Annotated in this window: 23 protein-coding genes; 7 read left to right on the top strand and 16 right to left on the bottom strand. The window is 68.0% G+C overall.

Going from position 1 to position 24,738, the window contains the following annotated elements:
* Positions 1–54 precede the first annotated feature (54 nt).
* The 7 genes from HWX07_RS05975 to HWX07_RS05945 all read right to left on the bottom strand — a co-directional run bounded on the left by HWX07_RS05975 (position 55) and on the right by HWX07_RS05945 (position 7,519).
* Positions 55–1,557 carry a M81 family metallopeptidase gene (locus HWX07_RS05975; protein WP_175875590.1) on the bottom strand — a complete coding sequence of 501 codons (1,503 nt, stop codon included), beginning with the start codon at positions 1,555–1,557 and terminating at the stop codon, positions 55–57.
* On the bottom strand, positions 1,554–2,843 hold the full coding sequence (locus HWX07_RS05970) for a Zn-dependent hydrolase (protein WP_175875589.1): 1,290 nt from the start codon (positions 2,841–2,843) through the stop codon (positions 1,554–1,556). Before HWX07_RS05970 ends, HWX07_RS05975 begins: the two co-directional genes overlap by 4 nt.
* Positions 2,844–2,877: 34 nt before the next feature.
* Positions 2,878–3,579: an ABC transporter ATP-binding protein gene (locus tag HWX07_RS05965; protein WP_006481111.1), complete on the bottom strand. Its 702-nt coding sequence runs from the start codon at positions 3,577–3,579 to the stop codon at positions 2,878–2,880.
* Positions 3,576–4,343: an ABC transporter ATP-binding protein gene (locus HWX07_RS05960; RefSeq protein WP_077220225.1), complete on the bottom strand. Its 768-nt coding sequence runs from the start codon at positions 4,341–4,343 to the stop codon at positions 3,576–3,578. The genes HWX07_RS05965 and HWX07_RS05960 overlap by 4 nt, the downstream gene beginning before the upstream one ends.
* On the bottom strand, positions 4,340–5,383 hold the full coding sequence (locus HWX07_RS05955; protein WP_175875588.1) for a branched-chain amino acid ABC transporter permease: 1,044 nt from the start codon (positions 5,381–5,383) through the stop codon (positions 4,340–4,342). Before HWX07_RS05955 ends, HWX07_RS05960 begins: the two co-directional genes overlap by 4 nt.
* The gene (locus HWX07_RS05950; protein ID WP_027792118.1) at positions 5,380–6,240 is read right to left on the bottom strand and encodes a branched-chain amino acid ABC transporter permease; all 861 of its coding nucleotides are present in this window, start codon (positions 6,238–6,240) and stop codon (positions 5,380–5,382) included. The genes HWX07_RS05955 and HWX07_RS05950 overlap by 4 nt, the downstream gene beginning before the upstream one ends.
* 70 nt (positions 6,241–6,310) lie before the next feature.
* A complete protein-coding gene (locus tag HWX07_RS05945; RefSeq protein ID WP_023476392.1) occupies positions 6,311–7,519 on the bottom strand; it encodes an ABC transporter substrate-binding protein in 1,209 nt (402 codons plus the stop codon).
* A gap of 229 nt (positions 7,520–7,748) precedes the next feature.
* On the opposite strand from HWX07_RS05945, the gene HWX07_RS05940 reads away from it, so the two are divergent.
* Positions 7,749–8,606, top strand: coding sequence for an FCD domain-containing protein (locus HWX07_RS05940; protein ID WP_175875587.1), 858 nt, complete (start codon positions 7,749–7,751; stop codon positions 8,604–8,606).
* A gap of 188 nt (positions 8,607–8,794) precedes the next feature.
* On the opposite strand, the gene HWX07_RS05935 is transcribed toward HWX07_RS05940, so the two are convergent.
* The 3 genes from HWX07_RS05935 to HWX07_RS05925 are packed head-to-tail and all read right to left on the bottom strand — an operon-like array spanning position 8,795 to position 13,096.
* Positions 8,795–10,231 (bottom strand): aldehyde dehydrogenase family protein, encoded by a 1,437-nt coding sequence (locus tag HWX07_RS05935; protein ID WP_175875586.1) that lies wholly within the window; start codon positions 10,229–10,231, stop codon positions 8,795–8,797.
* 28 nt (positions 10,232–10,259) lie between these two features.
* Positions 10,260–11,657: an aspartate aminotransferase family protein gene (locus HWX07_RS05930; protein ID WP_175875585.1), complete on the bottom strand. Its 1,398-nt coding sequence runs from the start codon at positions 11,655–11,657 to the stop codon at positions 10,260–10,262.
* Between the two features lie 50 nt (positions 11,658–11,707).
* Positions 11,708–13,096 (bottom strand): APC family permease, encoded by a 1,389-nt coding sequence (locus tag HWX07_RS05925; RefSeq protein WP_175875584.1) that lies wholly within the window; start codon positions 13,094–13,096, stop codon positions 11,708–11,710.
* Between the two features lie 252 nt (positions 13,097–13,348).
* On the opposite strand from HWX07_RS05925, the gene HWX07_RS05920 reads away from it, so the two are divergent.
* Positions 13,349–14,443, top strand: coding sequence for an AraC family transcriptional regulator (locus tag HWX07_RS05920; protein WP_175875583.1), 1,095 nt, complete (start codon positions 13,349–13,351; stop codon positions 14,441–14,443).
* 481 nt (positions 14,444–14,924) lie between these two features.
* On the opposite strand, the gene HWX07_RS05915 is transcribed toward HWX07_RS05920, so the two are convergent.
* Positions 14,925–15,107 (bottom strand): hypothetical protein, encoded by a 183-nt coding sequence (locus HWX07_RS05915; protein ID WP_175875582.1) that lies wholly within the window; start codon positions 15,105–15,107, stop codon positions 14,925–14,927.
* Here HWX07_RS05915 and HWX07_RS05910 point away from each other — a divergent pair.
* Genes HWX07_RS05910 through HWX07_RS05895 form a run of 4 tightly spaced genes read left to right on the top strand, consistent with a single transcriptional unit; the run spans position 15,106 to position 18,570 of the window.
* Positions 15,106–15,822 carry an ABC transporter permease gene (locus tag HWX07_RS05910; RefSeq protein WP_012337081.1) on the top strand — a complete coding sequence of 239 codons (717 nt, stop codon included), beginning with the start codon at positions 15,106–15,108 and terminating at the stop codon, positions 15,820–15,822. The genes HWX07_RS05915 and HWX07_RS05910 overlap by 2 nt on opposite strands.
* Positions 15,819–16,730: a glycine betaine ABC transporter substrate-binding protein gene (locus tag HWX07_RS05905; protein ID WP_175875581.1), complete on the top strand. Its 912-nt coding sequence runs from the start codon at positions 15,819–15,821 to the stop codon at positions 16,728–16,730. Before HWX07_RS05910 ends, HWX07_RS05905 begins: the two co-directional genes overlap by 4 nt.
* Before the next feature lie 11 nt (positions 16,731–16,741).
* Complete coding sequence (locus HWX07_RS05900) at positions 16,742–17,395, top strand: ABC transporter permease (protein ID WP_006481104.1); 654 nt, start codon at positions 16,742–16,744, stop codon at positions 17,393–17,395.
* Complete coding sequence (locus HWX07_RS05895) at positions 17,392–18,570, top strand: ABC transporter ATP-binding protein (RefSeq protein WP_027808150.1); 1,179 nt, start codon at positions 17,392–17,394, stop codon at positions 18,568–18,570. The genes HWX07_RS05900 and HWX07_RS05895 overlap by 4 nt, the downstream gene beginning before the upstream one ends.
* Positions 18,571–18,732: 162 nt before the next feature.
* On the opposite strand, the gene HWX07_RS05890 is transcribed toward HWX07_RS05895, so the two are convergent.
* Positions 18,733–19,110, bottom strand: coding sequence for a sugar ABC transporter ATPase (locus HWX07_RS05890; RefSeq protein WP_175875580.1), 378 nt, complete (start codon positions 19,108–19,110; stop codon positions 18,733–18,735).
* Between the two features lie 284 nt (positions 19,111–19,394).
* On the opposite strand from HWX07_RS05890, the gene HWX07_RS05885 reads away from it, so the two are divergent.
* The gene (locus tag HWX07_RS05885; RefSeq protein ID WP_175875579.1) at positions 19,395–20,375 is read left to right on the top strand and encodes a helix-turn-helix domain-containing GNAT family N-acetyltransferase; all 981 of its coding nucleotides are present in this window, start codon (positions 19,395–19,397) and stop codon (positions 20,373–20,375) included.
* Between the two features lie 95 nt (positions 20,376–20,470).
* Here the strand turns inward: HWX07_RS05885 and HWX07_RS05880 are convergent, their stop codons facing one another.
* The 4 genes from HWX07_RS05880 to HWX07_RS05865 all read right to left on the bottom strand — a co-directional run bounded on the left by HWX07_RS05880 (position 20,471) and on the right by HWX07_RS05865 (position 24,604).
* Positions 20,471–21,028 carry a DNA-binding protein gene (locus HWX07_RS05880; RefSeq protein ID WP_244129935.1) on the bottom strand — a complete coding sequence of 186 codons (558 nt, stop codon included), beginning with the start codon at positions 21,026–21,028 and terminating at the stop codon, positions 20,471–20,473.
* Positions 21,029–21,072: 44 nt separating this feature from the next.
* Positions 21,073–22,320 carry an MFS transporter gene (locus HWX07_RS05875; protein WP_175833320.1) on the bottom strand — a complete coding sequence of 416 codons (1,248 nt, stop codon included), beginning with the start codon at positions 22,318–22,320 and terminating at the stop codon, positions 21,073–21,075.
* Between the two features lie 285 nt (positions 22,321–22,605).
* Entirely contained in the window at positions 22,606–22,935 is a 330-nt protein-coding gene (locus HWX07_RS05870; RefSeq protein ID WP_011549287.1) for an H-NS histone family protein, read from the bottom strand.
* Positions 22,936–23,254: 319 nt separating this feature from the next.
* Complete coding sequence (locus HWX07_RS05865) at positions 23,255–24,604, bottom strand: reverse transcriptase family protein (protein WP_175875577.1); 1,350 nt, start codon at positions 24,602–24,604, stop codon at positions 23,255–23,257.
* Positions 24,605–24,738 lie beyond the last annotated feature (134 nt).

The following is a 24,738-nucleotide window of genomic DNA, read 5'->3' as shown; positions in this document are numbered from 1 at the left end:
CGACCCGGCGTCTCGTTCCCGGTTCGGTTCCGCTTCGGTTCCGCTGCGGTTCCGTCAATCCGTGCGTCGCGTGCCCGATGACCATTCGACGACGTCGTCGAGCGGATACACCGGCCGCGCGAGTCGCTCGTAGCGAAACAGCCCGTAGTCCGAGCCCGTCACGCCGCGGCTGTCGCATTCGACCAGGGCGGACGAAATCGGCACGAACACCGGCCGGCAATACATTCGCGACTTCAGCAGCAGGAAGCGCGCACGGCGTGGATCGACACCCACGCTCTCGAACACGCCGAGATCCCACGGCTCCTGCGTGCGCTCGGTGACGACGAGCGTGGCCGTGCCGATGTCGAGCACGGCCGCGCGGCCCATGTACGCACGCTGCCCGGTATACGTCGGCCCGGTGATCACGTATTCGCCGTCGGTGATCGCGCGCACGATGCCCGTCGCGCGAAACGGTTCGCGCCGCACGCCGCCGTGCGACGGCAACCGGTTGCCGACCGGCACCGTGACGGTGGCGCCGACGCCCGCATCGATCAGCGTCGCGACCGCCTCGGGGTCGCACAACGGTCCGCTGACGATCCCGTCGAGGCCGTGCGCGAGCGCGGCTTCGAGCAGGTCCATCGTGTCGCACGGGCCGCCCGACATGCAGTTGTCGCCATGATCGAGCATCAGCACGGGGCGGTCCGCGCCCTGTGCGAGCACCGCAGCCTGCGCAACCGATTCGGCGAGCGGCGCGCTGCGATAGACGAATTCATCGCGCGCATCCCAGATCTGCCGCGCGATGCGCTCGGCCACTGCGTCGGCGGCGGCGCGGTCGCCATCGGCCACCACGACCACACTGATGCACGGTGCAGGAATATCCGCGAGCGAGAAGCCGGGCAGGATCGACACCGCGAGCATCCCTTCAGCCTCGGCCGCGCGCGCGGCCTCCACCGCGCGCCGCATCGCGCCTTCGGCGCTCGCGCTGCGCAGCGTCGACGTCATCAGCGGCGGCTGCCGCCACGCGAGCACGGGCCGCGCGCGGCCGTGCAGCCGGTCGAGCAGCAGCCGCGCCGCATGGTCGCCCGTCTCATACATGTCGACGTGCGGATAGGTCTTGAAACTGACGATCACGTCCGCATGGTCGATCATCTTCTGCGTGACGTTCGCGTGCAGGTCGAGCGCGACCGCGATCGGCGCGTCGGGCAGCGCCGCGCGCACGCGCGCGAGCAGATCGCCCTCGCCGTCCGCGCTCTGCTCGGCGACCATCGCGCCGTGCAGATCGAGCATCACCGCGTCGCAACCGGGTGCGGCCGCAACGATCGCATCGCAGATCGCCGCATACGCGTCGGCCGCGACCGGCCCGCTCGGGTTCGCGGCCGCCGATACGGGCGTCACGATGTCCGCGCCTGCGCGCTCGGCCGCATCGATGAACGCGGCCATCGCGGTACGCATCCCATGATTCGCGCGATACGCGTCGTCGCCCCAGTCGGGACCGTTGCGGCCGAACGCGGCGAGCGGCGTCGGCACCGGCGAGAACGTGTTGGTCTCGTGGTTCATCCGGGCGATCAGGATCTTCATTGCGCAGCGCCCCCCGCGATCCCGGCCGCGCCCAGCATCGCGTGCAGCAGCACGTTGCAGCCGGCTTCCAGATGCGCCGGATCGGCGTCTTCGATCTCGTTATGGCTGATGCCGTCCTTGCACGGCACGAAGATCATCGCGGTCGGCGCGACGCGCGCGAGATACACCGCGTCGTGGCCCGCACCGCTGATCACGTTCATCGACGACAGCCCGAGCCCGCTCGCGCCGGCGCGGACCTGCTCGACCAGCGCCGGATCGAACGGCTGCGGCGGAAAGTACACGACCGGCTCGATGTCGATCCGCATCCCGGCCGCCGCGCCGTGGTCGGCGCATGCCGCACGCAATTCCGCATCCATCGCCGTCAGCGTCGCGTCGTCGGCCGCGCGCAGGTCGACGGTCAACGTCACGCGGCCGGGAATCACGTTGCGCGAATTCGGGTGCACGTCGACCCAGCCGACCGTGCCGCGTCCGTGCGGCGGATGCGCACGCGCGATGCCGTTCACCGTACGCACGAGATCGGCCGCGACCAGCAGCGCGTCGCGGCGCAGTTCCATCGGCGTCGGGCCCGCATGCGCCTCCATCCCGTGGACGGTTACGTCGTACCAGCGCTGCCCGAGCGCCCCCTCGACCACGCCGATCGTCGTGCCATGCGCTTCCAGCACCGGCCCCTGCTCGATATGCGCTTCGAAATACGCGCCGACCGGATGCGCGCCGTTCCCGTCGTCGGCACTGCCCGCATAGCCGATCGCGGCCAGCGCATCGCGCACCGACACGCCATCGCGGTCGCATTGCGCGAGTGCATGGTCGAGCGTGAACGCGCCCGCGAACACGCCGGAACCCATCATCACCGGCACGAAGCGCGACCCTTCCTCGTTGGTCCAGACGGCCACCTCGAGCGGCGCACGCGTGCGTACCCCGGCGTCGTCGAGCGTACGCAGCACCTCGAGGCCGGCCAGCACGCCGTAGTTGCCGTCGAACTTGCCGCCAGTCGGCTGCGTGTCGATATGGCTGCCCGTCGCCACGGGCGGCAGGTCGTCCCGTTCGCCCGCGCGCCGCGCAAAGATATTGCCGATCGCATCGACGCGCACCGTGCAACCGATTTCCTTCGCCCATGCGACGAACAAGTCGCGCGCATCGCGATCGAGTTCGGTGAGCGCGAGGCGACACACGCCGCCCTTGTCGGTCGCGCCGATCCGCGCGAGCCGCATCAGGCTGTCCCACAGCCGCGCGCCATCGACGCGCAAGCCGGACGCCGCGAAGCCAGGAGTCAAATCCAGTACTTGCATCGTTGCCATTCCTCGCATTGAAAGGGCCCGGCGCTCATGCCACACCGACACCCAGGTAGCGGTCCTTCACGTCATGATCGGCCGCGAACGCCGCGTTGCTGCCTTCGTAGACGATCACGCCCTGTTCGATCACGAAGTGGCGGTCCGCGAGTTGCGTGCACACTTCGAGGTTCTGCTCGACGAGCAGGATCGCGACGCCGGCCGCCTTGATCCGCTTCAACTGCTCGACGATCTCCTCGACGATCACCGGCGCGAGTCCCTCGACCGGCTCGTCGAGCATCAGCAGCCGCGGATGATTCATCAGCGCGCGGCCGATCGCGAGCATCTGCTGCTCGCCGCCCGACAACTGTGCGCCGCCGTTGCGGCGGCGCTCCTTCAGGCGTGGAAAGATCCGGTAGATATCGTCGAGCTGCCACGGCGAATCGCGGCGCGCGCCGAGCCGCAGGTTTTCCTCGACCGACAGCAGCCGGAAAATCCCGCGATGCTCGGGCACGAAGCACAGTCCGCCCGCGGCGATCCGGTGCGCCGGCTGCCCGGCCACCGGCCGGCCCGCGAACGTCACCGTGCCGCCGGTCGGCGCGACGACGCCCGCGATCGTCTTCAGCGTCGTCGATTTACCCGCGCCGTTGCGGCCGAGTAGCGTCACCGTCTCGCCTTCGTTCACGTTCAGCGAAATGCCCTGCAGCACGTGGCTCTTGCCGTAGCACGCGTGCACCTCCTTCACGTCGAGCATCATGCGCGGCCTCCGGTGATCATGTTGCCGAGATACGCGCTGCGCACGCGCGCGTCGCCGCGAATCGCGTCGGGTTTGCCTTCGACCAGCACGCGCCCTTGCTGCATCACCGTGATCGTGTCCGAGATATCCATCACGATGCCCATGTTGTGCTCGATCAGCACGACCGTATAGTCGTCGCGCAGGCCGCGAATCAGCGCCTTCATGTCGTCGAGATCGTCGATGCCCATGCCCGACGTCGGCTCGTCGAGAAAGATCGCGCGCGGCCGCGCCGCCAGCGCCATGCCGACCTCGAGCCGGCGCTGCTGGCCATGCGACAGCACGCCGGCCGCCGTGTCGGCGAAGCGCTGCAGGCCGAGCCGCTCGAGGACGTCGTCGACGATGCCGTCATGCGCGAGCGCGCCGCGCGGCGGCGTCCACGGATTCAGCGCCCGCCGCGATTCGACGCCCTGCGCGGCGACGCGCAGGTTCTCGCGCACGCTCAGGTTCGGAAACAGGCTCGTGACCTGGAACGAGCGGGCGATGCCGCGCCGCACGCGCTTGTGATCGGGTTCGTGCGACACGTCGTGACCGTCGAACAGGATCGAGCCCGACGTGATCGGCAGCGTGCCCGTCAGCGTATGGAACAGCGTCGTCTTGCCCGCGCCGTTCGGGCCGATCACCGAATGCACGGTGCGCGGCATGATGCGCAGATCGACGCCGCCCAGCGCGGTGAACTTGCCGTAACGCTTGACGATGCCGCGCGCTTCGAGAATCGCTTCGCTCATTGCCGCTCCTTGACCGTGGCCGCCGCGCGATCGCCACGCCGCAGCGACACCACGATGCGTTCGCCCAGCCCCCACAACCCGCGCTGCATGAACAGGCTGACCGCGATCAGGACGAGGCCGAGCAGCAGCAGCCAGCGCGGCCACAGCGTCGACAGCCAGTCCGCGAACAGCACGTAGAACGCCGCGCCGAGCACCGACGCGAACAGGTTGCCCGTGCCGCCGATCACCGTCATCACGAGGATCATCTCGCTCGTGTGATAGTCGATGTTCGACAGCGGCGCGATGCCCGTCATCAGCGCGTGCAGCGCGCCCGCCAGGCCCGTGACCGCGCCCGAGATCACGAACGCCGCGAGCTTGAAGCGCTTCACGTCGTAGCCGGCCGCCGCCGCGCGCGCCTCGTTGTCGCGAATCGCGAGCAGCGTCCGGCCGAACACCGAACGCGACACGCGCAACAGCAGCCAGAACACCGCGACGAACAGCACCGCGACGAAGCCGTAGTAACGCCACGGCGAATCCAGCGAGACGAGCGGATGCCCGAACACGGCGAGCGCGGGGCGCGGGATGTCGAGCAGCCCGTTGTCGCCGCCCGTCACGTCCGGCGTCGTATACGCGAGGAAGTAGAACAGTTGCCCGAACGCGAGCGTCAGCATCACGAAATAAGTGCCGCGCTGCCGGATCGAGAACCAGCCGACGAGCGCGGCCGCGACGGCGCCGAGCACCGCCGCCGCAAGCAGTGCGACGCTCACCGATGCGACGCCGCGCGTCAGCACCAGCCCCGCCGCGTAGCTGCCGAGCCCGAAGAAGATGCCCTGCCCGAACGACAGCAGGCCCGTGTAGCCGAGCAGCAGGTTGCAGCCGAGCGCGGCGAGCGCGAACACCAGCACTTCGGTCGCAAGCGAGCCCGAACTCAGTACGAGCGGCAACCCGCACGCGGCCACCACCGCGAGCCAGCCTTCCGGCCGCTGCAGCAGGCCGCGCCACGGCCGCGGGCGTTGCGCCGCCGCCGCGCCGGGCGGCAGCGGTTTCGACGAATCGATCATGCGGCCCTCCCCAGCAAACCGTTCGGACGCAGCAGCAGCACGGCCGCCATCGCGACGTAGATCATCAATCGCGCGCCTTCCGGCCACAGCGTGCTCATCAGGCTCTGCACGATGCCGACCAGCAGCCCGCCGACGAGCGCGCCGAGAAAATTCCCCATCCCGCCGACGACGACCACGACGAACGCGACGCCGAGCGCCTCGATCCCCATGAACGGATCGACGCCGCGGATCGGTGCGGCAAGCACGCCGGCCAGCGCGGCCGTCGCCGCGCCGAGCGCGAACACGAGGCTGAACACACGCGTCACGTTGATGCCGAGCAGCGACACCATCTCCGTCGACTCGCTGCCCGCGCGCACGGTACTGCCGAGCCGCGTACCTTCGAGCACCCACCACAGCAACGCGGCGAGCACGGCCGTGAAGCCGATCACGAACAGCCGGTATTTCGGGTAGACGAAGCCGCCCCAGATCACGACGCCGTTCAGCGCGTCGGGCGGCGGCACGTTGTCGCCGAGCGGGCCCCACGCGAGGATCGCGCACTCCTGCAGCACGAGCGCGAGGCCGACCGTCGCGAGGATGTGGAATTCGTGCTGCTGCGCGTACACGTGGCGCAGCACCAGCTTCTCGACGATCCATGCGAACGCGCCGACGACGAGCGGCACGACCGCGAGCGCGACCCAGAAATTCGCCGACCATTGCAGCGCCTGGTAGCAGAGGTACGCACCGAGCAGATAGAACGCGCCGTGAGCGAAATTCACGAAGCGCAGCAGGCCGAACACGATCGACAGGCCGACGGCGAGCAGGAAATACAGCATGCCCACGCCGATGCCGTTGACGATCTGCAGCAGATAGACGTTCATGGCTTCCGTGTCGGAAAGGAAGGAAACGGACGCCCGCGGCGCGCGCTGCGCCGCGAACGCATGCACGGCGTCATGCGAGCTTGCAGCCCGTCTTGTCGAGCGGCAGGAACGACTGGCCGGAACTGACGATGTCGGCATAGTCGTCCGCGTTCTTCATCCGGCTCTTGGGCTTGCCCTTCAGCAGGTAGTAGTTCTTCAGTACCTGGTGGTCGCCCTTGCGGATTTCCTCGGGGCCCGTGAGGCCGTCGTACTTCATCCCTTCCATCGCCGCGACGACCTTCTTCGGATCGGCGCTGCCGGCTTTCACCATCGCGTCGATCAGGATTTTCGAGCAGATGTACGAGCCCGCGAGGCTGTAGTTCGGGTTCGCCTTGAACGCGGCGTTCGCGCGCTTCACGAGATCGCGGTTCAGCGGCGAATCGATGCCGTGCCAGTACTGCGCGCCGAAATACACGCCGTCGCAGATGTCCGGCCCGAGCGCCTCGAACTGCTCGAGGCCCGACGCCCACGCGAGCAGGATCGTGCAGTTGCGCTTCATCCCGAAGCTGACGGCCTGACGCAGCGTGTCCGACGATTGCGAGCCGAAGTTCAGGATCAGCAGCACGTCCGGCTGCGCGGCTGCCGCGTTCGTCAGGTAGCCGCTGAACTCCTTTTCGGCGAGCGAGTGATAGCTGTTGCCGACGTGCTCGATGCCCTTCTCCTTGAAGACCGCCTTCGCGGCCGACAGCAGGCCATCGCCGAACACGTATTGCGGCGTGATCGTGTACCAGCGCTTCGCCTTCGGCAGCATCTGGATCAACGGGCGCACCGTCTGCTCGATCGCGCCGAAGGTCGGCACCGACCAGCGGAACGTCGCCGCGTTGCAGTCCTTGCCGGTGATCTCGTCCGCGCCGGCCGTCGTGATGAACACGCCGTCCGCCTTCTGGACTTCCTTGCCCATCGCCAGCGATTCGGACGACAGGATGCCGCCCGCGAAGAAACGCACGCCCTTCTGCTGCGCGATCTCCTGCACGCGCCGCACGGCCGTCGCGGGCTTGCCCTCGGTGTCGAGCGCCGTATAGGCGAGCGGCGCGCCGAGCACCTTGCCGTACTGCTTGACGGCGAGCTGCATGCCGAGATCGGCGTACTTGCCGTTGGCGGCGAACGGGCCGGACATCGGCACCGGGCAGGCGAGCTGGATGGGCGCGCCCTGCGCGAACGCGACCCGGGACGACATGCTGCCGAGCGCACCCGGCACGGCCGACAGCGCGGCCAGTTTCAACAGTTCTCGGCGATTCAAGTTGACGCTCCTCATGAGGGGGACACACGCGATACGACCGACTGCCAAACCGTGCCCACGCCACTCTTCGATGCGCGCCGCCGGTTGATCCTATTTATCATGATAAATAGAATGAACCTGATGCTAGAGTTGATCAAAATTGGTGTCAATCAGGCAAAATTCCGTACCCGCGCCGGGACCGATCGTCGACGATGACGCGGGCGCGCGGTCAGACAAAGGAGTCGTGAAGATGGTCATGGACCGAGCCAGTGCGGGCCTCGCGGTCGAAATCAAGCAGCCGAAGCGGGCCGACCTCGTCGCCGAGGAGATCAAGCGGCTGATCACCGAGAAGGACCTGAAGCCGGGCGACCGCCTGCCGCGCGAGGCCGAGCTGCAGCAGCTCTATGCGGTGAGCAAGAGCACGATCCGGGAGGCGCTGAAATCGCTCGAGGTGCAGGGGCTCATCAAGGTCACGACAGGGCCGTCGGGCGGCGGGATGGTCGTCGAGGTGCCGCTCGACCGCACGCTTCAGCTGCTGCAGAACTACCTGTTCTTCAAGGACGTGACGATCGACGACATCTATACGGTGCGCAAGCTGCTCGAACCCGAGCTCGCTGCCGGCGCCGTGCCGCACCTGACCGAGCGTGACTTCGCGGCGCTGGAAGCCAACATCGCGTGCTGCGACGGCGGGTCGGGCGTGCACGATCGCGGCCGCATGCTGCGTCAGCGGCAGGAGGACACGACGTTCCACGACATCCTCGCGGCCGCGAATCCGAATCCGTTCCTGCGCTTCAGTTGCGAACTGATCAACGAGATGATCCGGCAATTGATCGAGTTCCGGAACGATACGCCGCTCGCCGAGCACAAGCGCTTCGGCGAAGCGAACGTGTCGATCCACAAGGCGATCCTGCAGGCCGCGCGCGAGCGCGATGCCGAACGCGTCCGTGCGCTGATGGTCGAGCACATGACCGAAGCGCCCAAGCATGTGAAGCGGATGAAAGGCAAGCTGCGCGGGCGGCTGATCCTCGATTCCGAGATCCGCCGGCGGGCCGCCGCCGCACCCGTCGCCGAATCCGGTACGGCCGCGGCGGACCCGGAAGAACGCTGAGCGGCGGCACATGCGGCGTGGCGTCGAGGGCGGCAAGGGCCGACCGCTTCGCGACGGCCCGAGGACTTCTCCTGCGCCAGGGTGCCGCGATGTGCCGGGCCGTTGCCGCTGAGCGCCGCGCCGGCACCGGCACCGGCATCGGCAGGAATGCAATCGCCATGCGGTTCGCGCGGGCGATCAGATCGTCATCACGCGCCGCCTTCCGTGTACCCGGTCGTGCCCTTCGTTTCCAGATACTCCACAAGGCCGAACTCCGCGTATTCGCGCCCGTTGCCCGAGCGCTTGTAGCCGCCGAACGGCGCGGCCGGGTTCCATGCCGGGTAGTTGATGTGAACATTGCCGACGCGCAACCGCGCCGCGATCCGGCGTGCGCGTTCGAGATCCGTCGACTGCACGTAGGCCGCCAGCCCGTAGACCGAATCGTTCGCGAGCGCGACGGCCTCGTCCTCGGTCCGGTAGGTCATGATCGCCAATACAGGCCCGAAGATTTCCTCGGTTGCGATCGTCATGCGCGGCGTGACGTTCGAAAACACCGTCGGCCGCACGTAGAACCCGGCCGTCAGCCCCTCCGGCCGGCCGGGGCCGCCGGCGACGAGCGTCGCGCCTTCCTCGATCCCGAGCCGGATGAAATGCTGGATGCGATCGAACTGCGTGCGGCTGACCACTGGCCCGATGCCGGTTTCCGTCGACCGCGGATCGCCGACGACGGTACGTTCCGCTTCCCGGCGCGCCGCCTGCTCGGCCCGCGCCAGATGATCGACGTGCACGAGCATGCGCGTCGGCGCGTTGCACGACTGCCCGCTGTTGCTGAAGCAGCTGCGCGCGCCGCGCGTGACGGCATCCTCGATGTCCGCGTCGGGCAGGATCAGGTTCGGGCTCTTGCTGCCGAGCTCCTGGTGCACGCGCTTCACGGTATCGGCCGCCGCCTTCGCGACCTCGACGCCCGCGCGCGTCGAACCCGTGAACGACACCATGTCGACCTCCGGATGCCGCGACAGCGCGTCGCCCACTTCATGCCCATAGCCGTGCACGAGATTGAACACGCCGCGCGGCACGCCCGCTTCGTGCAGGATCTCCGTGAACAGGATCGCGCTGAACGGCGCGATCTCGCTCGGCTTGAGCACCATCGTGCAGCCGGCCGCGAGCGCCGGCGCGACCTTGCACACGATCTGGTTGATCGGCCAGTTCCACGGCGTGATCAGCGCGCACACGCCGATCGGCTCGTGCGATACCAGCAGCGAACCGGTCTGCGTGCTGAAGCGGAACGACTGCAGCGCGCGGATCGTCTGTTCGAGATGCGCGGTGCCGACCGCGGCCTGCATCGCCCGCGCGAACGCGATCGGCGCGCCCATCTCCTGGCTGATCGTCTGCGCGACCTCTTCGTAGCGGCGCTGGTAGATCTCGAGGATGCGCTTCAGCAACGCGACGCGCTCGTCGACCGACCAGCGCGAATATGTGTCGAAGGCCTGCCGCGCCGCGCCGACCGCACGGTCGACATCGGCCGCGCCGCCGATCGCGAGCCGCGCATACGGCCGCGCGGTGGCCGGGTCGATCACGTCGATCGATCGCGCGTCGGCCGGATCGAGCCACTGGCCGTCAATGTAGGACTGTTGTGACGTTCGCATCGAATGCTCCTGAAATGAAGGCTACCGCTCAGCGCGTCGCCCGTGCGCAGGACTCGACGAGGATGTCGCGAATCCGCGCGACGAACCAGACGATCTCGTCGCGCGACATCACGAGCGGCGGCGAGAACTGCAGGATCGGCGTGCCTTCGTGGTCGACGCCCGCGCGGCACAACAGCCCCGCGTCGAAGATCGCCGGCGCGAGTATCGTCGACACGAACGCCTGCGCGCCGAGGGCCGCCGCCCAGCGGCGCGCGGCCTTGTCGGTCACGAGTTCGAGCGAGTAGTGATAGCCGTCGCCGCGCACGTCGCCGACGCACGGCAGCTCGAGCAGCCCGTCGAGCGTCTGGCGAAACACCGCTTCGTTATTCCGAACATTCGCGAGCACGCCCTCGCGCTCCATGATCGCGAGGTTCGCGAGCGCGGCCGTGCACGCGACCGGATGGCCGCCGTACGTCGCGCCGTGCAGGAACATCTGCTGCGGCCCGTCGAGCACCGTGTCGACGACCTCATCGCTCGCGATCACGCCGCCGAGCGGCACGTAACCCGACGCGATGCCTTTCGCGAACGTGATGATGTCCGGTTTCAGCCCGTAGCGCGCCGACCCGAAATACTCGCCGAGCCGGCCGAATCCGCAGATCACCTCGTCGGCCACTAGCAGCACGCCGTGGCGGTCGCAGATGTCGCGCAGGCCGGCCGCGTAGCCGGCCGGCGGCGTCAGGCTGCCGCCCGCGTTCTGCAACGGCTCGACGACGATCGCGGCGACCGTGTCCGGCCCCTCCTGCACGATCAGCGATTCGATCTCGTCGAGCAGATGGCGCGTGAACTGCGCTTCCGTCTCGCCCGCCGGGCGCCCGTAGCGCTTCGTGTTGCCCACATGGCGCACGCCCGACATCAGCGGCTCGAAATGCTTGCGGAAGTTCGTCATCCCGTTCAACGCGAGCGCGCCGAACGACGTGCCGTGATACGCGACGCGCCGCGCGATGAACTTGCGCCGCTGCGGCTCGCCGCGCGACTGGTGATACTGGCGCACCAGCTTGATCGCCGACTCGTTCGACTCCGAGCCGCTCGACGTGAAGAACACGCGGTTCAAGCCCTCGGGCGCGAGCGCGGCGAGCTGGTGCGCGAGCCGGATCGCCGGTTCGTGGCCCACGCCCCAGTTGGTCGCGAAGGGCAGCCGCGCCATCTGCTCGCGGATCGCATCGCCGATCTCCACGCCGTGGCTGTAGCCGACCTGCACGCAGTACAACCCGGCGAGCCCGTCGAAATAGCGCTTGCCGTTGCGGTCGACGAGCCAGCAGCCTTCGCCGCGGTCGAACACGGTCAGCGCGTTCTCGCGGTATGCATCGGCATGCGTGAAGTGCATCAGCAGATGGCGCTTGCCGAGCGCCTGCAGGTCCGCAGCGGAATTGACGTCAACAGCGTGCATGGATCACTCCTCCTTCAGGGTTTCAAAACCGGCATCGCGCAGCCGGCCATTCAATTCATCGACAGCGTCGGCGCCGGGCGCGTGAAGCCGCGCGTCAGCCAGACGAGCTGGCAGAGCCCGAGCACGAGCCAGCCGATGCCGACATAGAACGTCTGGCGCGACAGCCCCGACCAGAGCCACACGTTCATCGCGAAGCCGATCGCCGGCATCAGGCCGTACGCGATCCAGCCCCCGGCGTGGCGATGCTCCGGCCGGCCCAGATAGCTGCGCATCACGCACAGGTTCACGATCGCGAACGCGACGAGCGCGCCGAAACTGATCATCGTCGACGCAAGATCGAGCGTGACGAACAGCGCGGACAGCGACACGACGCCAACCGCGAGCGTCGCGCGCACCGGCGTGCGCAGCCGCGCATGCAGATGACCGAACACGGATTCGGGCAGCACGCGGTCGCGGCCCATCGCGAACAGCACGCGCGTCACGCTCGCCTGACCCGCCATCGCGCTCGCGAAGCAGCCGGCCACGTACACCGCCACGAAGAACGCCGACAGCGTGCGGCCGCCGACTCGCCGCATCAGGTCGAGGCTCGCCGAATCGAGATCCTTGAACGCGTGCCAGTCGGGAAACACCAGTTGCCCGACATATGCGATCAGCATGAACAGCAGACCGCTCGCGAGCGTGCAGAGCAGGATGGCGCGCGGCACCGTGCGCCGCGGCTCGCGCGTTTCCTCCGACAGTGTGGTGACCGCATCGAAGCCGAGGAACGACAGGCACAGGATCGCGGAGCCGGCGAAGATCGCGCGTGCATCGCCGGACGACGGCAACGCGACGGCCATCGACAGCCCTTCGCCGGCCGCGACGTGCGCCGACGCGATCACGAAGACCGCGATGAACACGAGCTGGCTCGCGATCAGGATCAGGTTCACGCGATTGACGAGCCGGATGCCGACGATGTTCAGCCCGGTGATCAGCGCGATGCTGCCGACGATCCACACGCTGGCCGGCACCGCCGGAAAGATCTGCTTCATGTAGATGCCGATCGCGAGGTAGCTGATCATCGGGATGAACAGGTAATCCATCAGCAACGCCCAGCCGACCATGAAGCCGGCCGACGTACCGAAGTTGCGGCTCGCGAACGTATAGGCCGACCCGGCGCTCGGCATCAGCCGCGCCATGTGGCCGTAGCTGCGCGCGGTGAACAGCATCGCGATCAGCGTGACCGCGTACGCGGCCGTCAGATGCCCGTTCGTCTCGCTCGTGACGAGGCCGTAGGTCGTGAATACCGTCATCGGCAGCATGTATGCGAGGCCGAAGATCACCAGCGTCGAGAGTCCGAGCAGATGCGGCTTGCGTGCGTCCATGTCGCCGCGCTGCGCATCCGCGCCGAAGTCATGCATCGCGGCGGCCGATGCGGTTCGACCTGACCTGTCGTTGTCCATGCTGTCCTCACGTGGGTGGCGTCCATGACTTCAACACGCGTGCGTCCGGCGCTGCCGGCGGGGCACGACTGGAAGAAAGTGTGGTGCGCCAAAAAAATCGACGACGAATGAGAAAAGCGGACGTAATCGAGGGATATTTCCGGACATGTGGTCGCGCATCGCGCCGTTCCGCCCTGCATGCTGCTGTGCCGCACTGGCGTTTTGCGGACATTCCGGCTATGTTCTGTGCGACCCCGTCACCGCATCGGCACCATGGACAATCGTTCCCAACGAAACCAGAGTCGGGCCGAGCGCAGCCTGCGTTCGGCGCTCGGCCTCGCGCGCCCGGCCGGACGCCAGGAGGACATTCCCGCCACGGTCCACGCGATCGCGGTCGCGCTGGACGAGTGCCGCGTGCGGCACATCGACGGCGCCGCGCTGCTCGAAGGCACCGGGCTGGGCGCGGACGAAGTCGCGTCGCCGAACCTGCACGTGAATCGCGGCCAGGAGCAACGTTGCTTCCGCAACCTGCTGCGCTGCAGCGGCGTGCCGTCGATCGGGCTGTCGATCGGCGCGCGGCTGCATGTATCGACGCTGGGTCTCGCCGGCTACGCGATGCTGATCAGCGGCTCCGTGATGCAGGCGTTCCGCTGCATGGGCCAGTTTCCGCTGTTCATGGGACTGTATTTCGACGTGCGCGTCGACGCGCACGCCGGCGGCATGAGCGTGACCATCGGCCGCTACAACGGCGAGCCCGATCTCGAGGTGTTCCAGGCCGACATGTGCCTGTCGAGCCTGCGCCTGATCGTGTCCGATCTCGTCGGCAAGCCGGTGTGGCCCGAGCAGGTGCTGCTCGCGCGCCGCACGCCGCGCAACGCGGCCGACTATGCGCGCCACTTCGGCTGCCCGGTCGTCTTCAATGCGGCCGACAACCGGCTCGTGTTCACGTCCGTGGACGGCACGGAGGCGCCGCGTCTCGCGAACGAAGTCAGCTTCAATGCATTGCACGGCCAGTGCGAAGTGCTCGAACGGCAGTGGGCCGCGTCGGTCGGCACGCGCTTCGCCGATCGCGCGAAGGAGTTGATGGCGCGCGACCTCGTGCGCTTCAAGTCGATGACGGCGCTCGCCAGCGCGCTCCATCTGACCGAACGCACGCTGCGTCGACGGCTCGACAGGGACGGCATCACGTTCCAGTCGTTGCTGGACGACGTGCGCCGCGACGAAGCCGTGCGCTTGCTCGACGATCATGCGTTGACGGTCGCCGCGATCGCCGAGCGGCTCGGCTACAGCGAACCGCGCAGCTTCCGTCATGCGTATCGGCGCTGGACCGGCAAGACGCCGCGCTCGGAGTCGGACGTGGACGCGTGAATCCGATGCGCGGTATTCGTCGTTCACGCGCGTCGCGGGAATCGAAGTCGTCGAATATCGCGCGGCACTCGGCATGCGCGGGAAGACCGCGCCGACGATCGCGCGACTGCCGACCAACGTGATCGGCACGCGTGGGCCGCGACGGCGGTTTTACCGAACCGATTCGGCCTTCGAATCAATTTTTACGCACCCCGCGCTTCGCTATCGCGCTCCCGGCGACGCGTCGCCGCGATCACCCCCGGGTAGACGCGATTTATCGATTGTTCTATACTCGCGTCAACTTCATCACAAAACGCATGATCTCGTGCGCAACGTGATGTCATTTCGCACTTCGTTGCGCATGCATCCGTTTCGCCACGTCAAAGGGGCCTCCGGCCCCAGCGGTCGGCTTCCAGCCGCCCGCATCCATGCCGTCTTCACAGGACGGTGCCCTGCTCGAACGTGCCTTGCCGTTACGGCGCCGCCGGGCTGAACCTGACAATCAGACGAACGCGTCGTTGCGTTCACCCGACCGCCAGCCGCACCTCGGTGCAGCCGGCAGCACTGTTTCCGTCAGTTCAATCGCGGCCATGCCGGGATCACGAACTTCCATCGCGACGCCATGCGGCGTCATCGCGGCGAGCGCCTGCGCGCGCCGCACCGAATCGAGGAGGCGTATCTTCATGACTCGACGCACTGTCCAGCTGGTGGGCAGCCTGGTGGCAATCATCGCCGTGGGATGGGCATTGGCGCGCGGCATCGGCGCCGAAACGTTCCATCAGCGCGCGGACGATCTCGCCTACTACGCGGGCCAGCACATGCTGCTGGTCGTCTATTCGATGACATTGGCCATCGCCGTGGGCGTGCCGGCCGGTGTGTTGCTGAGCCGGCCGCGATTCCAGCATCAGGCCGAGCGCTTCATGCAGGTCTTCAACATCGGCAACACGATCCCGTCGCTCGCGGTGCTCGCCATCGCGCTCGGCATCTTCGGCATCGGCAACGTGCCCGCGATCGTCGCGCTGTTCCTCGCGTCGCTCCTGCCCGTCACGCGCAATGCCTACGAAGGCATGAAGAACGTGCCGGCCGCGCTGCGCGAAGCCGCCAAGGGCATCGGCATGACCGGCTGGCAGTCGCTGGTTCGCGTGGAACTGCCCAATGCACTGCCGATCATCGTCGGCGGCGTGCGCACCGCGCTCGCGATCAACGTCGGGACGGCGCCGCTCGCGTACCTGATCGGCGCGGACAGCCTCGGCTCGCTGATCTTCCCCGGCATCTACCTCGACAACCAGCCGCTGCTGCTGCTCGGCGCGTCGCTCACCGCGATCCTCGCACTGGTGCTGGACGGCATCGTCGCGGCCGGCAGCCGCCATTGGCTCGCACGCCATGGAGGTGCCGCATGACGCTTCATCGCATCCTTCGATCGCTCGCACGCCTGTGCGCCGCCAGTGCGCTGTGCGTCGCGGCCAGCACGCCGGCATTCGCCGCGAAGCTCGTGCTCGGCGCGAAGAACTTCACCGAGCAATACGTGCTCGCGGAACTCACGTCGCAGTATCTGCGCTCGCGCGGCTACGACGTCGAAGTCCGCGCCGGGCTCGGCAGTACGCTCGCCCGCAGCGCGCTGGAGAACGGCCAGTTCGACCTGATGTGGGATTACACGGGCACCGCGGCGCTCGTCTACAACAAGATCCAGGACAAGCTGTCGCCCGAGGAAATGTACCGGCGCGTCAAGGCGCTCGACGTGCCGCGCGGGCTCGTGTGGCTCGACGCGTCGCCGCTCAACGACACCTACGCGCTCGGCCTGCCGAGCCAGCTCGCGCAGGCCACCGGCATCCGGACGGTGTCGCAGCTCGCCGAGCACCTGAGGACCGATCCGGCGGCGAAGCATTACGTGTTCGGCATGGACGCGGAATTCGCGAATCGCCCCGATGGCCTCAAGCCGCTGCTCGCCGCCTACGGCATGCAGTTCAGCCGCGCGCAACTGAAGCAGATGGACCCGGGGCTCGTCTATACGGCCCTGCACAACAACCAGTTGAAGATCGGCCTCGTCTATACGACCGACGGACGCGTGAAGGGCTTCGGCATCGTGCCGCTCGAGGACGACAGGCACTTCTTCCCGCCGTACAACGCGACGCCGGTGGTCCGCCAAAGCACGCTGGCGCACAACCCGAAGCTCGCGGCGCAGCTCAACGCGCTGTCGGCCGCGCTCGACAACGACGCGATGCAGGCGATGGCCAAGGCGGTCGACCTCGACGGCAAATCGCCGCGCGACGTCGCCGACGAATTCCTGCGCACCCACCCGCTACCTTGAAGGAGCAACCGATGAGCGTATTCGACTATCTCGCTTCGAGCTGGCCCGAGCTGCTGCAACTCACGCTGCAGCACGTGTGGCTCGTCGCGATCGCCGTGGGCTGCGCGATCGTCGCCGGCGTACCGCTCGGCATCCTGATCAATCGCCACGACTGGCTCGCCGGCCCGCTGCTCGGCATTGCCACGCTCGTGCTCACGCTGCCGTCCATCGCGCTGTTCGGCCTGATGATCCCGTTGTTCTCGCGCTTCGGCCAGGGTATCGGCGCCGCACCCGCGATCACCGCCGTGTTCCTCTACTCGCTGCTGCCGATCATGCGCAACACCTACCTCGCGTTGCACAACGTGGAGGCGGGGATCAAGGAAGCCGGCACCGGCATCGGCATGACGTCGTGGCAGCGCCTGCGCCTCGTCGAGCTGCCGCTGGCGGTGCCCGTGATTCTCGCGGGCGTGCGCACCGCGGTCGTGATGAACATCGGCGTGATGACGATCGCCGCCGTGATCGGCGCGGGCGGCCTCGGCACGCTGATCCTGCGTGCGATCGGACAGAGCAGCATGATGAAGCTGCTGGTGGGCGCGGTGCTCGTGAGCCTGCTCGCGATCGTCGCCGACCGGCTGCTGCAGATGCTGCAACGTGCATTGACACCGAAGGGAGTGCAGAAGACATGATCGAACTCGACAAACTGACCAAGACCTTCACGCGCAAGGACGGCCAGGCCGTACGCGCGGTCGACTCCGTGAGCCTGTCGGTGCCCGAAGGGGAAATCTGCGTGTTCCTCGGCCCGTCGGGCTGCGGCAAGACCACCACGCTCAAGATGATCAACCGGCTGATCGCCGCGACCTCGGGCCGCGTGCTCATCAACGGCGAGGATACGGCGCAACTCAATGAAGTCGACCTGCGGCGCCACATCGGCTACGTGATCCAGCAGATCGGGCTGTTTCCGAACATGACGATCGAGGAAAACATCACCGTCGTGCCGCGCCTGCTCGGCTGGGACAAGAAGCGCTGCGCCGAACGCGCGCGCGACCTGATGTCGATGGTCGCGCTCGACCCGAAGCTGTACCTGAAACGCTATCCGCGCGAGCTGTCGGGCGGCCAGCAGCAGCGCATCGGCGTGATTCGCGCGCTGGCCGCCGATCCGCCCGTGCTGCTGATGGACGAGCCGTTCGGCGCGGTCGATCCGATCAACCGCGAATCGATCCAGAACGAGTTCTTCCAGATGCAGCGGCAACTGAACAAGACCGTGATCATGGTGAGCCACGACATCGACGAAGCGATCAAGCTGGGCGATCGCATCGCCGTGTTCCGGCGCGGCCAGCTCGTGCAGTACGATCACCCCGACACGCTGCTGGCGCGCCCGCGCGACGAGTTCGTCGCGCAGTTCGTCGGCCAGGACAGCACGCTCAAGCGCCTGCTGCTCGTGAAGGCCGGCGACGCCGCCACGCAACCCGAAACGGCGCGCGTCGATACGCCGCTCGCACATGCATTGGCGGTCATGGACGAAACCGACTGCCGCTATCTGACCGTGCTCGACGACGCGGGCCGGGCGCTCGGCTACGTGACGCGCCGCGCGGCACGCACCGACGGCGGCGGCGTGTGCGGCGAACGCGTGACGCCATTCCCGGCCGGCGTCGCGGCGGACGACAATCTGCGCATCGTGCTGTCGAAGATGTATCAGTACAGTGTGTCGTGGATGCCGGTGCTCGACCCGGACGGTGCATGGCTCGGCGAGATCACGCAGGATTCGATCGCCGCGTACCTCAGCTCGGGCCGATCGCGCCGGCAAACCGGCCAACCGCCGGGCAGCCCGGCCGAGGCGGTTGCGGCGGTCGCCACGTCCTGAGCCGCGCCCGGGCCGGCGCACCGTGGCGCCGTGGCGCCGGCTTCGGGAAGCGGATCGACGCCGCGCGTTGCGGAAAATGTCATCGTGTTCGTTCGAGCATCGCGCGGCGAAAAACGCTAGCACGAAAACCGTCATCCGGCTTTCCGGCACACGCGATCCGCATCAGCGCTGCGGCGTGCGGACTTTTCCGTCGACCTTCAACGTGCGCCGGTCGCGCGCGGCCTCGTATTCGACCGTCTGCGCCGGCGTGACCGCGCCATAGGATCGCCCGTTCACATAGACGACGCCGTCGCGCAACTCGACCCTGTCGCCGTCGACCGTCGCAGTAGCCTGGTCGCCCTGCAATACCGCGCCCGAACACCCGGCGGTCGAGAAGCTGCGGACCGAGGTGCCCGGCATCGCGCCGTTCCCGCCTGCCTGATCCGCCGCATGCGCGGCGCTGCAGGGCGGCGCGTCCATCGCGCCGGCGGCATGGAGCGGCGCCGCTCCGATGCCGCTCCCGGCGAGCAATGCGATCGTCATCGGCAACAGCTTGTTCATGGTGATCTCCGTGGTCCGCGGCCGTCGATCGAGGATCGGTCGATGGCCCTGCTCGCAGGTCGGCCAGCTCCGGCCAGTATGCGGCCACTTCGCCGCGCCGGGCCATCCGCTTCTGTACCTGTCACGAGCGCGCCGTTCCGGCCGACCCCACGTCTCGGCGGCCTGGCCGTCCGGCCGCGCGCAAGCGCCGCCCCGAAGCAGGCGGTCCACATGAAAATCCGCCTTGCTCAAGTTGCGACTCGCAACTATTATTGATTGCGATACGCAACCTTTCAGGGGCAACCATGGACCTCATCGACGCACCGGCCAAGCCGCGCGACGCGACCATCCTCGAGCTGCGCGACTTCTCGCGCAAACTGGTGCGCGAACTCGGCTTCATGCGCGCGACGCTGGCCGACAGCGACTGGGCGCCGTCGGCCGTGCACGCGATCCTCGAGATCGGGATGGCGCCCGGCATCAACGCGAAGGATCTCGGCGCGATCCTGCGGCTCGACAAGTCGAACACGAGCCGGCAACTCGCGCGGCTCGAAGCGGCCGGTGTCGTGGAGCGGCGCGTGTCGAGCGAGGACGCGCGCGCGATCGAGCTGTACCTGACCGCCGAAGGCAAAAAGCTTCAGAAAAGAATCGACACGTTCGCGACCGACCAGGTGTCGAATGCGCTGCGCCGCATGATTCCGGCCGACCAGCAAGCGCTGCTGCGTTCGCTCGCGCTGTATGCCGATGCGCTCGCCCAGGACAACGCGGCCAGGGCGAGCGTCGCGCCCGTCGACGCGCCGTCGATTCGCGACGGCTATCAGCCGGGCTGCATCGGCGACATCGCGAGCCTGCACGCGCGCTTCTATGCGGAACACTGGGGTTTCGGCGCCTTCTTCGAACAGCGCGTGGCGACCGAGCTGGCCGCCTTCGCGGGTGCGCTGCCGGCCGACGGCAAGGCGCTCTGGCTGTGCCAGGAAGACGGCCGGACGCTTGCGTCGCTCGCGATCGACGGCGACCCGGCGACGGGCGTCGCGCACCTGCGCTGGTTCATCGTCAACGACGCGTTGCGCGGCTCGGGCGTCGGGCGTCGGTTGATGACGCTCGCGATGCGTTTCGTCGACGAGCACCGGTTTCGCGAAACCTATCTGTGGACCTTCAAGGGGCTCGATGCCGCACGCCATCTGTACGAGTCGTTCGGCTTTGCGCTGACGAGCGAATCCGCGGGCACGCAGTGGGGGACCGAGGTCGTCGAACAGCGCTTCAGCCGGCCCGGGCCGGCCGGCGGCTGAGATCGGCGGACGCCGTCGCTGCGCATGTCGTCATGCGTTCTCGTCTTGAATGACACACGCGCATCCCGACGAAAGGAATCGCATCGCCCCCCGAACTATCGACCCGCCTGCGCCTGCTCCGCCGCAAACGCATCGTCGATGAACCGGATCACATCGTCGAGCGACGACGTGCACACCGCGTCCGCGACAAGCGACCGAAACGCACCGTCCGGCCCGAAGCAGACGAGCGGCTTGCGCCAGCGCTGCGCGAGCGCAATCTCCTCGGCGGTACCCGGCCCGCCCGGCAGCGCGACGATCAGGTCGCTGCTCAGCACGTTCACGTAGTTGCGGTTGATCGTGCCCGGCGCGGCGCCCGGTTCGCGGCGCGGCAGCGGCGTGAGGACCGGGATGTCGACGAACGGATGCGGATAGCCGTCGAGCGGCACGAAGCCCGCGACCGGATCGGCCTGTGTCGGCAGGATGCCGATCGACCGGCCGGCGCGACCGGGCACGCCGGTGAACGCGCGCGCGACCGCCAGCATCACGCCCTGCCCGCCGCCCGTCAGCAGGTTGAAGCCGGCCTGCGCGAGCCACGCGCCGAGCGGTTCCGAAAACGCGAGCCACGGCTCCTTGCCCGAGCCCATCACGCCGATCGTCCTGTTGTTCCGTTGCATCGTGGTTTCCGGTGAATTCGTGGCGGTGCATGCGCGCACCGTGCTCATTCGAGCTCGACGCCCTTGAGCTCGGGGATCAGGAACAGCGTCGCGACCATGTCGAGCACATAGAGGCCGGCGAGCAGCGCGATGGCCGTCTGGAACGAGTAGTGCGCGGCGAGCGCGCCCACCGCGACCGGGCCGAAGCCGCCGACCGCACGGCCGATGTTCCACAGCACGTTCTGCGCGGTCGCGCGTGCGGCCGTCGGATAGCCTTCCGACATCAGCGTCCCGTAGCCGCCGACCATCCCGTTGACGAACATCCCCATCAGCGCGCCGGCCCACAGCATCGCCGTCGGGTCCGACAGCCGCGCATACGCGATGACCGTCACGACCGAGCCGAGCTGGTACAGCAGGAACGTCGGCTTGCGGCCGATGCGGTCGGCCAGTTGGCCGAACACCCACACGCCGATCATCATCCCGACGACGGTCGCCGCCGTCCACAGCCCCGATTTCGTCAGCGAGAAGCCCATCTGCTTCGACAGGAAGGTCGGCAGCCAGATCATGATCCCGTAGTAGCCGAAATTCTGGACCGAACACAGGATCACGATGCCGACGCTCGTGCGCGCGGTGCGGCCGTCGGCGACGAGCATGCGGAACGCGTTGGATTTCGGCTGCGTCGCGCGCTGCACGAACGCTTCCGGCTCGTGCAGCTTGTTGCGCATCACCCACGCGAGCAGCGCGGGCAGCACGCCGACCACGAACATGCCGCGCCAGCCGATGTGGAGCAGCAGCAACGGCGTCAGCAGCGCGGCCAGCAGCACGCCGACCTGCCAGCCGAGCGCGACGTAGCACGACACGCGGGCGCGCTTGGCTGCAGGCCACGCTTCGGCCGCGAGCGCCATGCCGATCCCGAACTCGCCGCCGAGGCCGATGCCCGCGATGGTGCGATAGACGAGCAGATCCTCGAAGCCGCGTGCGAATGCGCACAGGCCCGTGAAGATCGCGAACAGCAGGATCGTCCAGGTCAGCACCCGCACGCGCCCGTAGCGGTCGCTCAGCGCGCCGAACACGATGCCGCCCGCGACCGCGCCGATCAGCGTCCACGTGACCAGGGCACCACCCTGCCCGGGTGTCAGGTGCAGCGCCGCCGTGATCGCCGGCAGCATGAAGCCGAGGATCAGCAGGTCGAAGCCGTCCATCGCATAGCCGATCGCCGAGCCGGCCAGCGCTTTCCACGCGTACGCCCCGACCTGCTCGACGCGCGGGGTCGACGGGCCGCCGAGCGCCGAAGATTTCATGTTTGCTGCCATGGTGTCCTGCCACGAATGTCCGGCGACATTCTAAGGCCTGTGCCCGCGAACGACGGGGGCGGACGCACGTCGGCCCGCGCTGGCGGGGCGGCAGGCGGAAAATGACAGGCAACGAACGGAAAAGAGAAAAAAGAAGGGAAAACGTCGATCCGGTGCGGCGGCGAGGCCGGCGATGTCGCGATCAGGCCGGACACCGGATGAAAGACAGCGGGCGGGCGGAGGATCGCCGGCCGGCCCGCCCGCGCGAACCGGGCGGCGCCGGATGGCCTTGCGATGCGACGGGCTTCAGCCCTGATCGTCCCCGGGCCACCAGGTCTTGGCCTCGCGATCGACCGCAAGCGTTTCGAGATCCTTGCCTTCGAGCCATTTCGGCCGCGGGCCGCGCCCCGACCATGAGCGGCCGGTCGACGGATCGTAGTACTTGGCAGGCGCCTTGCGCTTGCGCTGGACGATGTAGCCGAGCGCGCTCAGCACTTCCTGTTGCGAAATTCCCAGCAACTCGACCTGTTCCTTGAACGCCGCGAGCGCGGCCTGCTTCTCCTTCTGCTTCGCCTCTGACAGCTTGATGTTCAGGTCCCGAAGTTGTGCTTCGAGTTCCTGCAGGGCCTGGGTCATGTATTCATCCTCTTTGGGCATGTTTTTGCAAAAAGCTCCGATGGCCGAACCTACCACGAAGTTCAGCCGATCGGGGCTGTCAAATAGGTGAATCGTCCACCTGAGCCGGCATGATTGCGCGATGCGCACTAAACGACGTCGTGCGTCACTGACAGACAGGGCCAGGCCGGCAAAGGCGGCGCCGCGTACGCATGCAAGGGGCGAACGGCAGCGGCAAATGATCGCCGCGCATGGCACGGGCGCGGCATGGCGCGAATGATAGCAGTGCGCGGCGTCGTGATGCAGAAGTCGCTGACCGGCGTCGCGCGGGCCCGACGGTTCAACGGTCGGCGCCGCCGGGCTCCCACGCGATCCGGTCGAACAGCGCGCGCAGCTTCGCGCCGCGCGCCGCGTTCAACGCCGCCGCATGCGCGATGCGTCCGGCCAGATGCGCACGAAAATCCGGATGCGCGTCGCGGTTCTGCGACGCCGGGCCATGCCGGATGCAATTGGTCAGGATGGCCTTCAGGCGATCGAACGCGTCGCGCGCCAGATTCGGGTGACGGTTGACGACCACGCCGGCCAGTTGCTGGCGCACACCGCGCCGCATCACGCGGGTCTTGCGCAATTGCAGCGCGAAACCTTCCTCGAGCGCGATCGCGGCGACCCGGATCTGCAGCCGCTCGATGTCGCGCGCGAGCGCGCCGCCGCCGGAGAACGCGAGATCATCCGCATAGCGCGTGTAGGTCGCATCGAGCGAACGCGCGAGCGCGGCAAGCCGCAGGTCGAACCGGAACGCGCACAGGTTCGCGAGCGCCGGCGACGTCGGCGCTCCCTGCGGCAAATGCCGTTCGCGATAGCGCTGGCGGCCGACCCAGTCGAACCGGTCGCGCAGATCCGGCGCGAGCAGCCGCGCCGACGGCACGCGATTGGTGCACAGCCCGGTGAGCGTACGCGCGACTTCGGCCGGATACCCGAGCGTCGCGAACAGCGCATGGACGCGCGCGGCGCGCACCGACACGAAGAAATCCGCGAGATCGAAGCGCACGACGACCTCGCGATCCGCATGCGGCGCCGCGAACGACACGATCCCGTGCCCCTTGCGAAAGCCGTGTACCGCGCCGTGCGGCGCGATGCGATCGAGCAGCCCGTGCAGGATGCGGCGCTGCGCTTCACGCAGCCGCCCCTTCGGGATTTCGACGAGGCGGCACCCGCCGCTGCGCTTGTCGACCGCGACGTACGTGTAGTGATGCAGCGGCGTGGCGCTGCTGCGCGCGTCGACACGCCAGTGATCGGCCAGCCAGTCGAGTTCCGGCACGCTTACCCCGAGCCAGCCGGCGAGATCGCCGGGCGTCGGCCAGTACGGCACGTCGCAGCCGGCGAGCGGCGCCGGCAACGGTCGCTGGACGAGCGGCCGCCGCACGATGCGGATCACCACCGGCCGACGGTCGCCATGCCATGCGCGCACGAACGCGGGCGCCTCGGCCAGGATCGCCGCGAGCGCGTCGGTGTCGGTATCGGCCCAGTCCGCGCCGAAGCGGGCAAGCGCGAGGTCCGCGCATTCGTGCGTCCACGGCGGCGCTTCGCCGAGCACGGCGGCCATCCGCGCGACGACGCCGTCGCGTCCGGGCGAACCGGCGAGCATCGCCTCGGCAATCGTGCGGGTGGTGTCGCGCAGGGATGAGTGCATGGACGGAGAGGGGCGGGACGATGAGTCAACGTGGCTGGTGCTGCGAGAGCGGTCGTTGCGCAACGCGCAACATGCGCACTTGCGACGCATCGGTGTATCGATCTGATCCACGGGGTAGCCCCGTGGTCCTGGAA

Origin of the sequence: Burkholderia sp. BCC0097, from assembly GCF_902832985.1 — a bacterium.
Taxonomy (GTDB): domain Bacteria; phylum Pseudomonadota; class Gammaproteobacteria; order Burkholderiales; family Burkholderiaceae; genus Burkholderia; species Burkholderia orbicola.
This window is presented reverse-complemented; position numbering and strand designations above follow the sequence as displayed.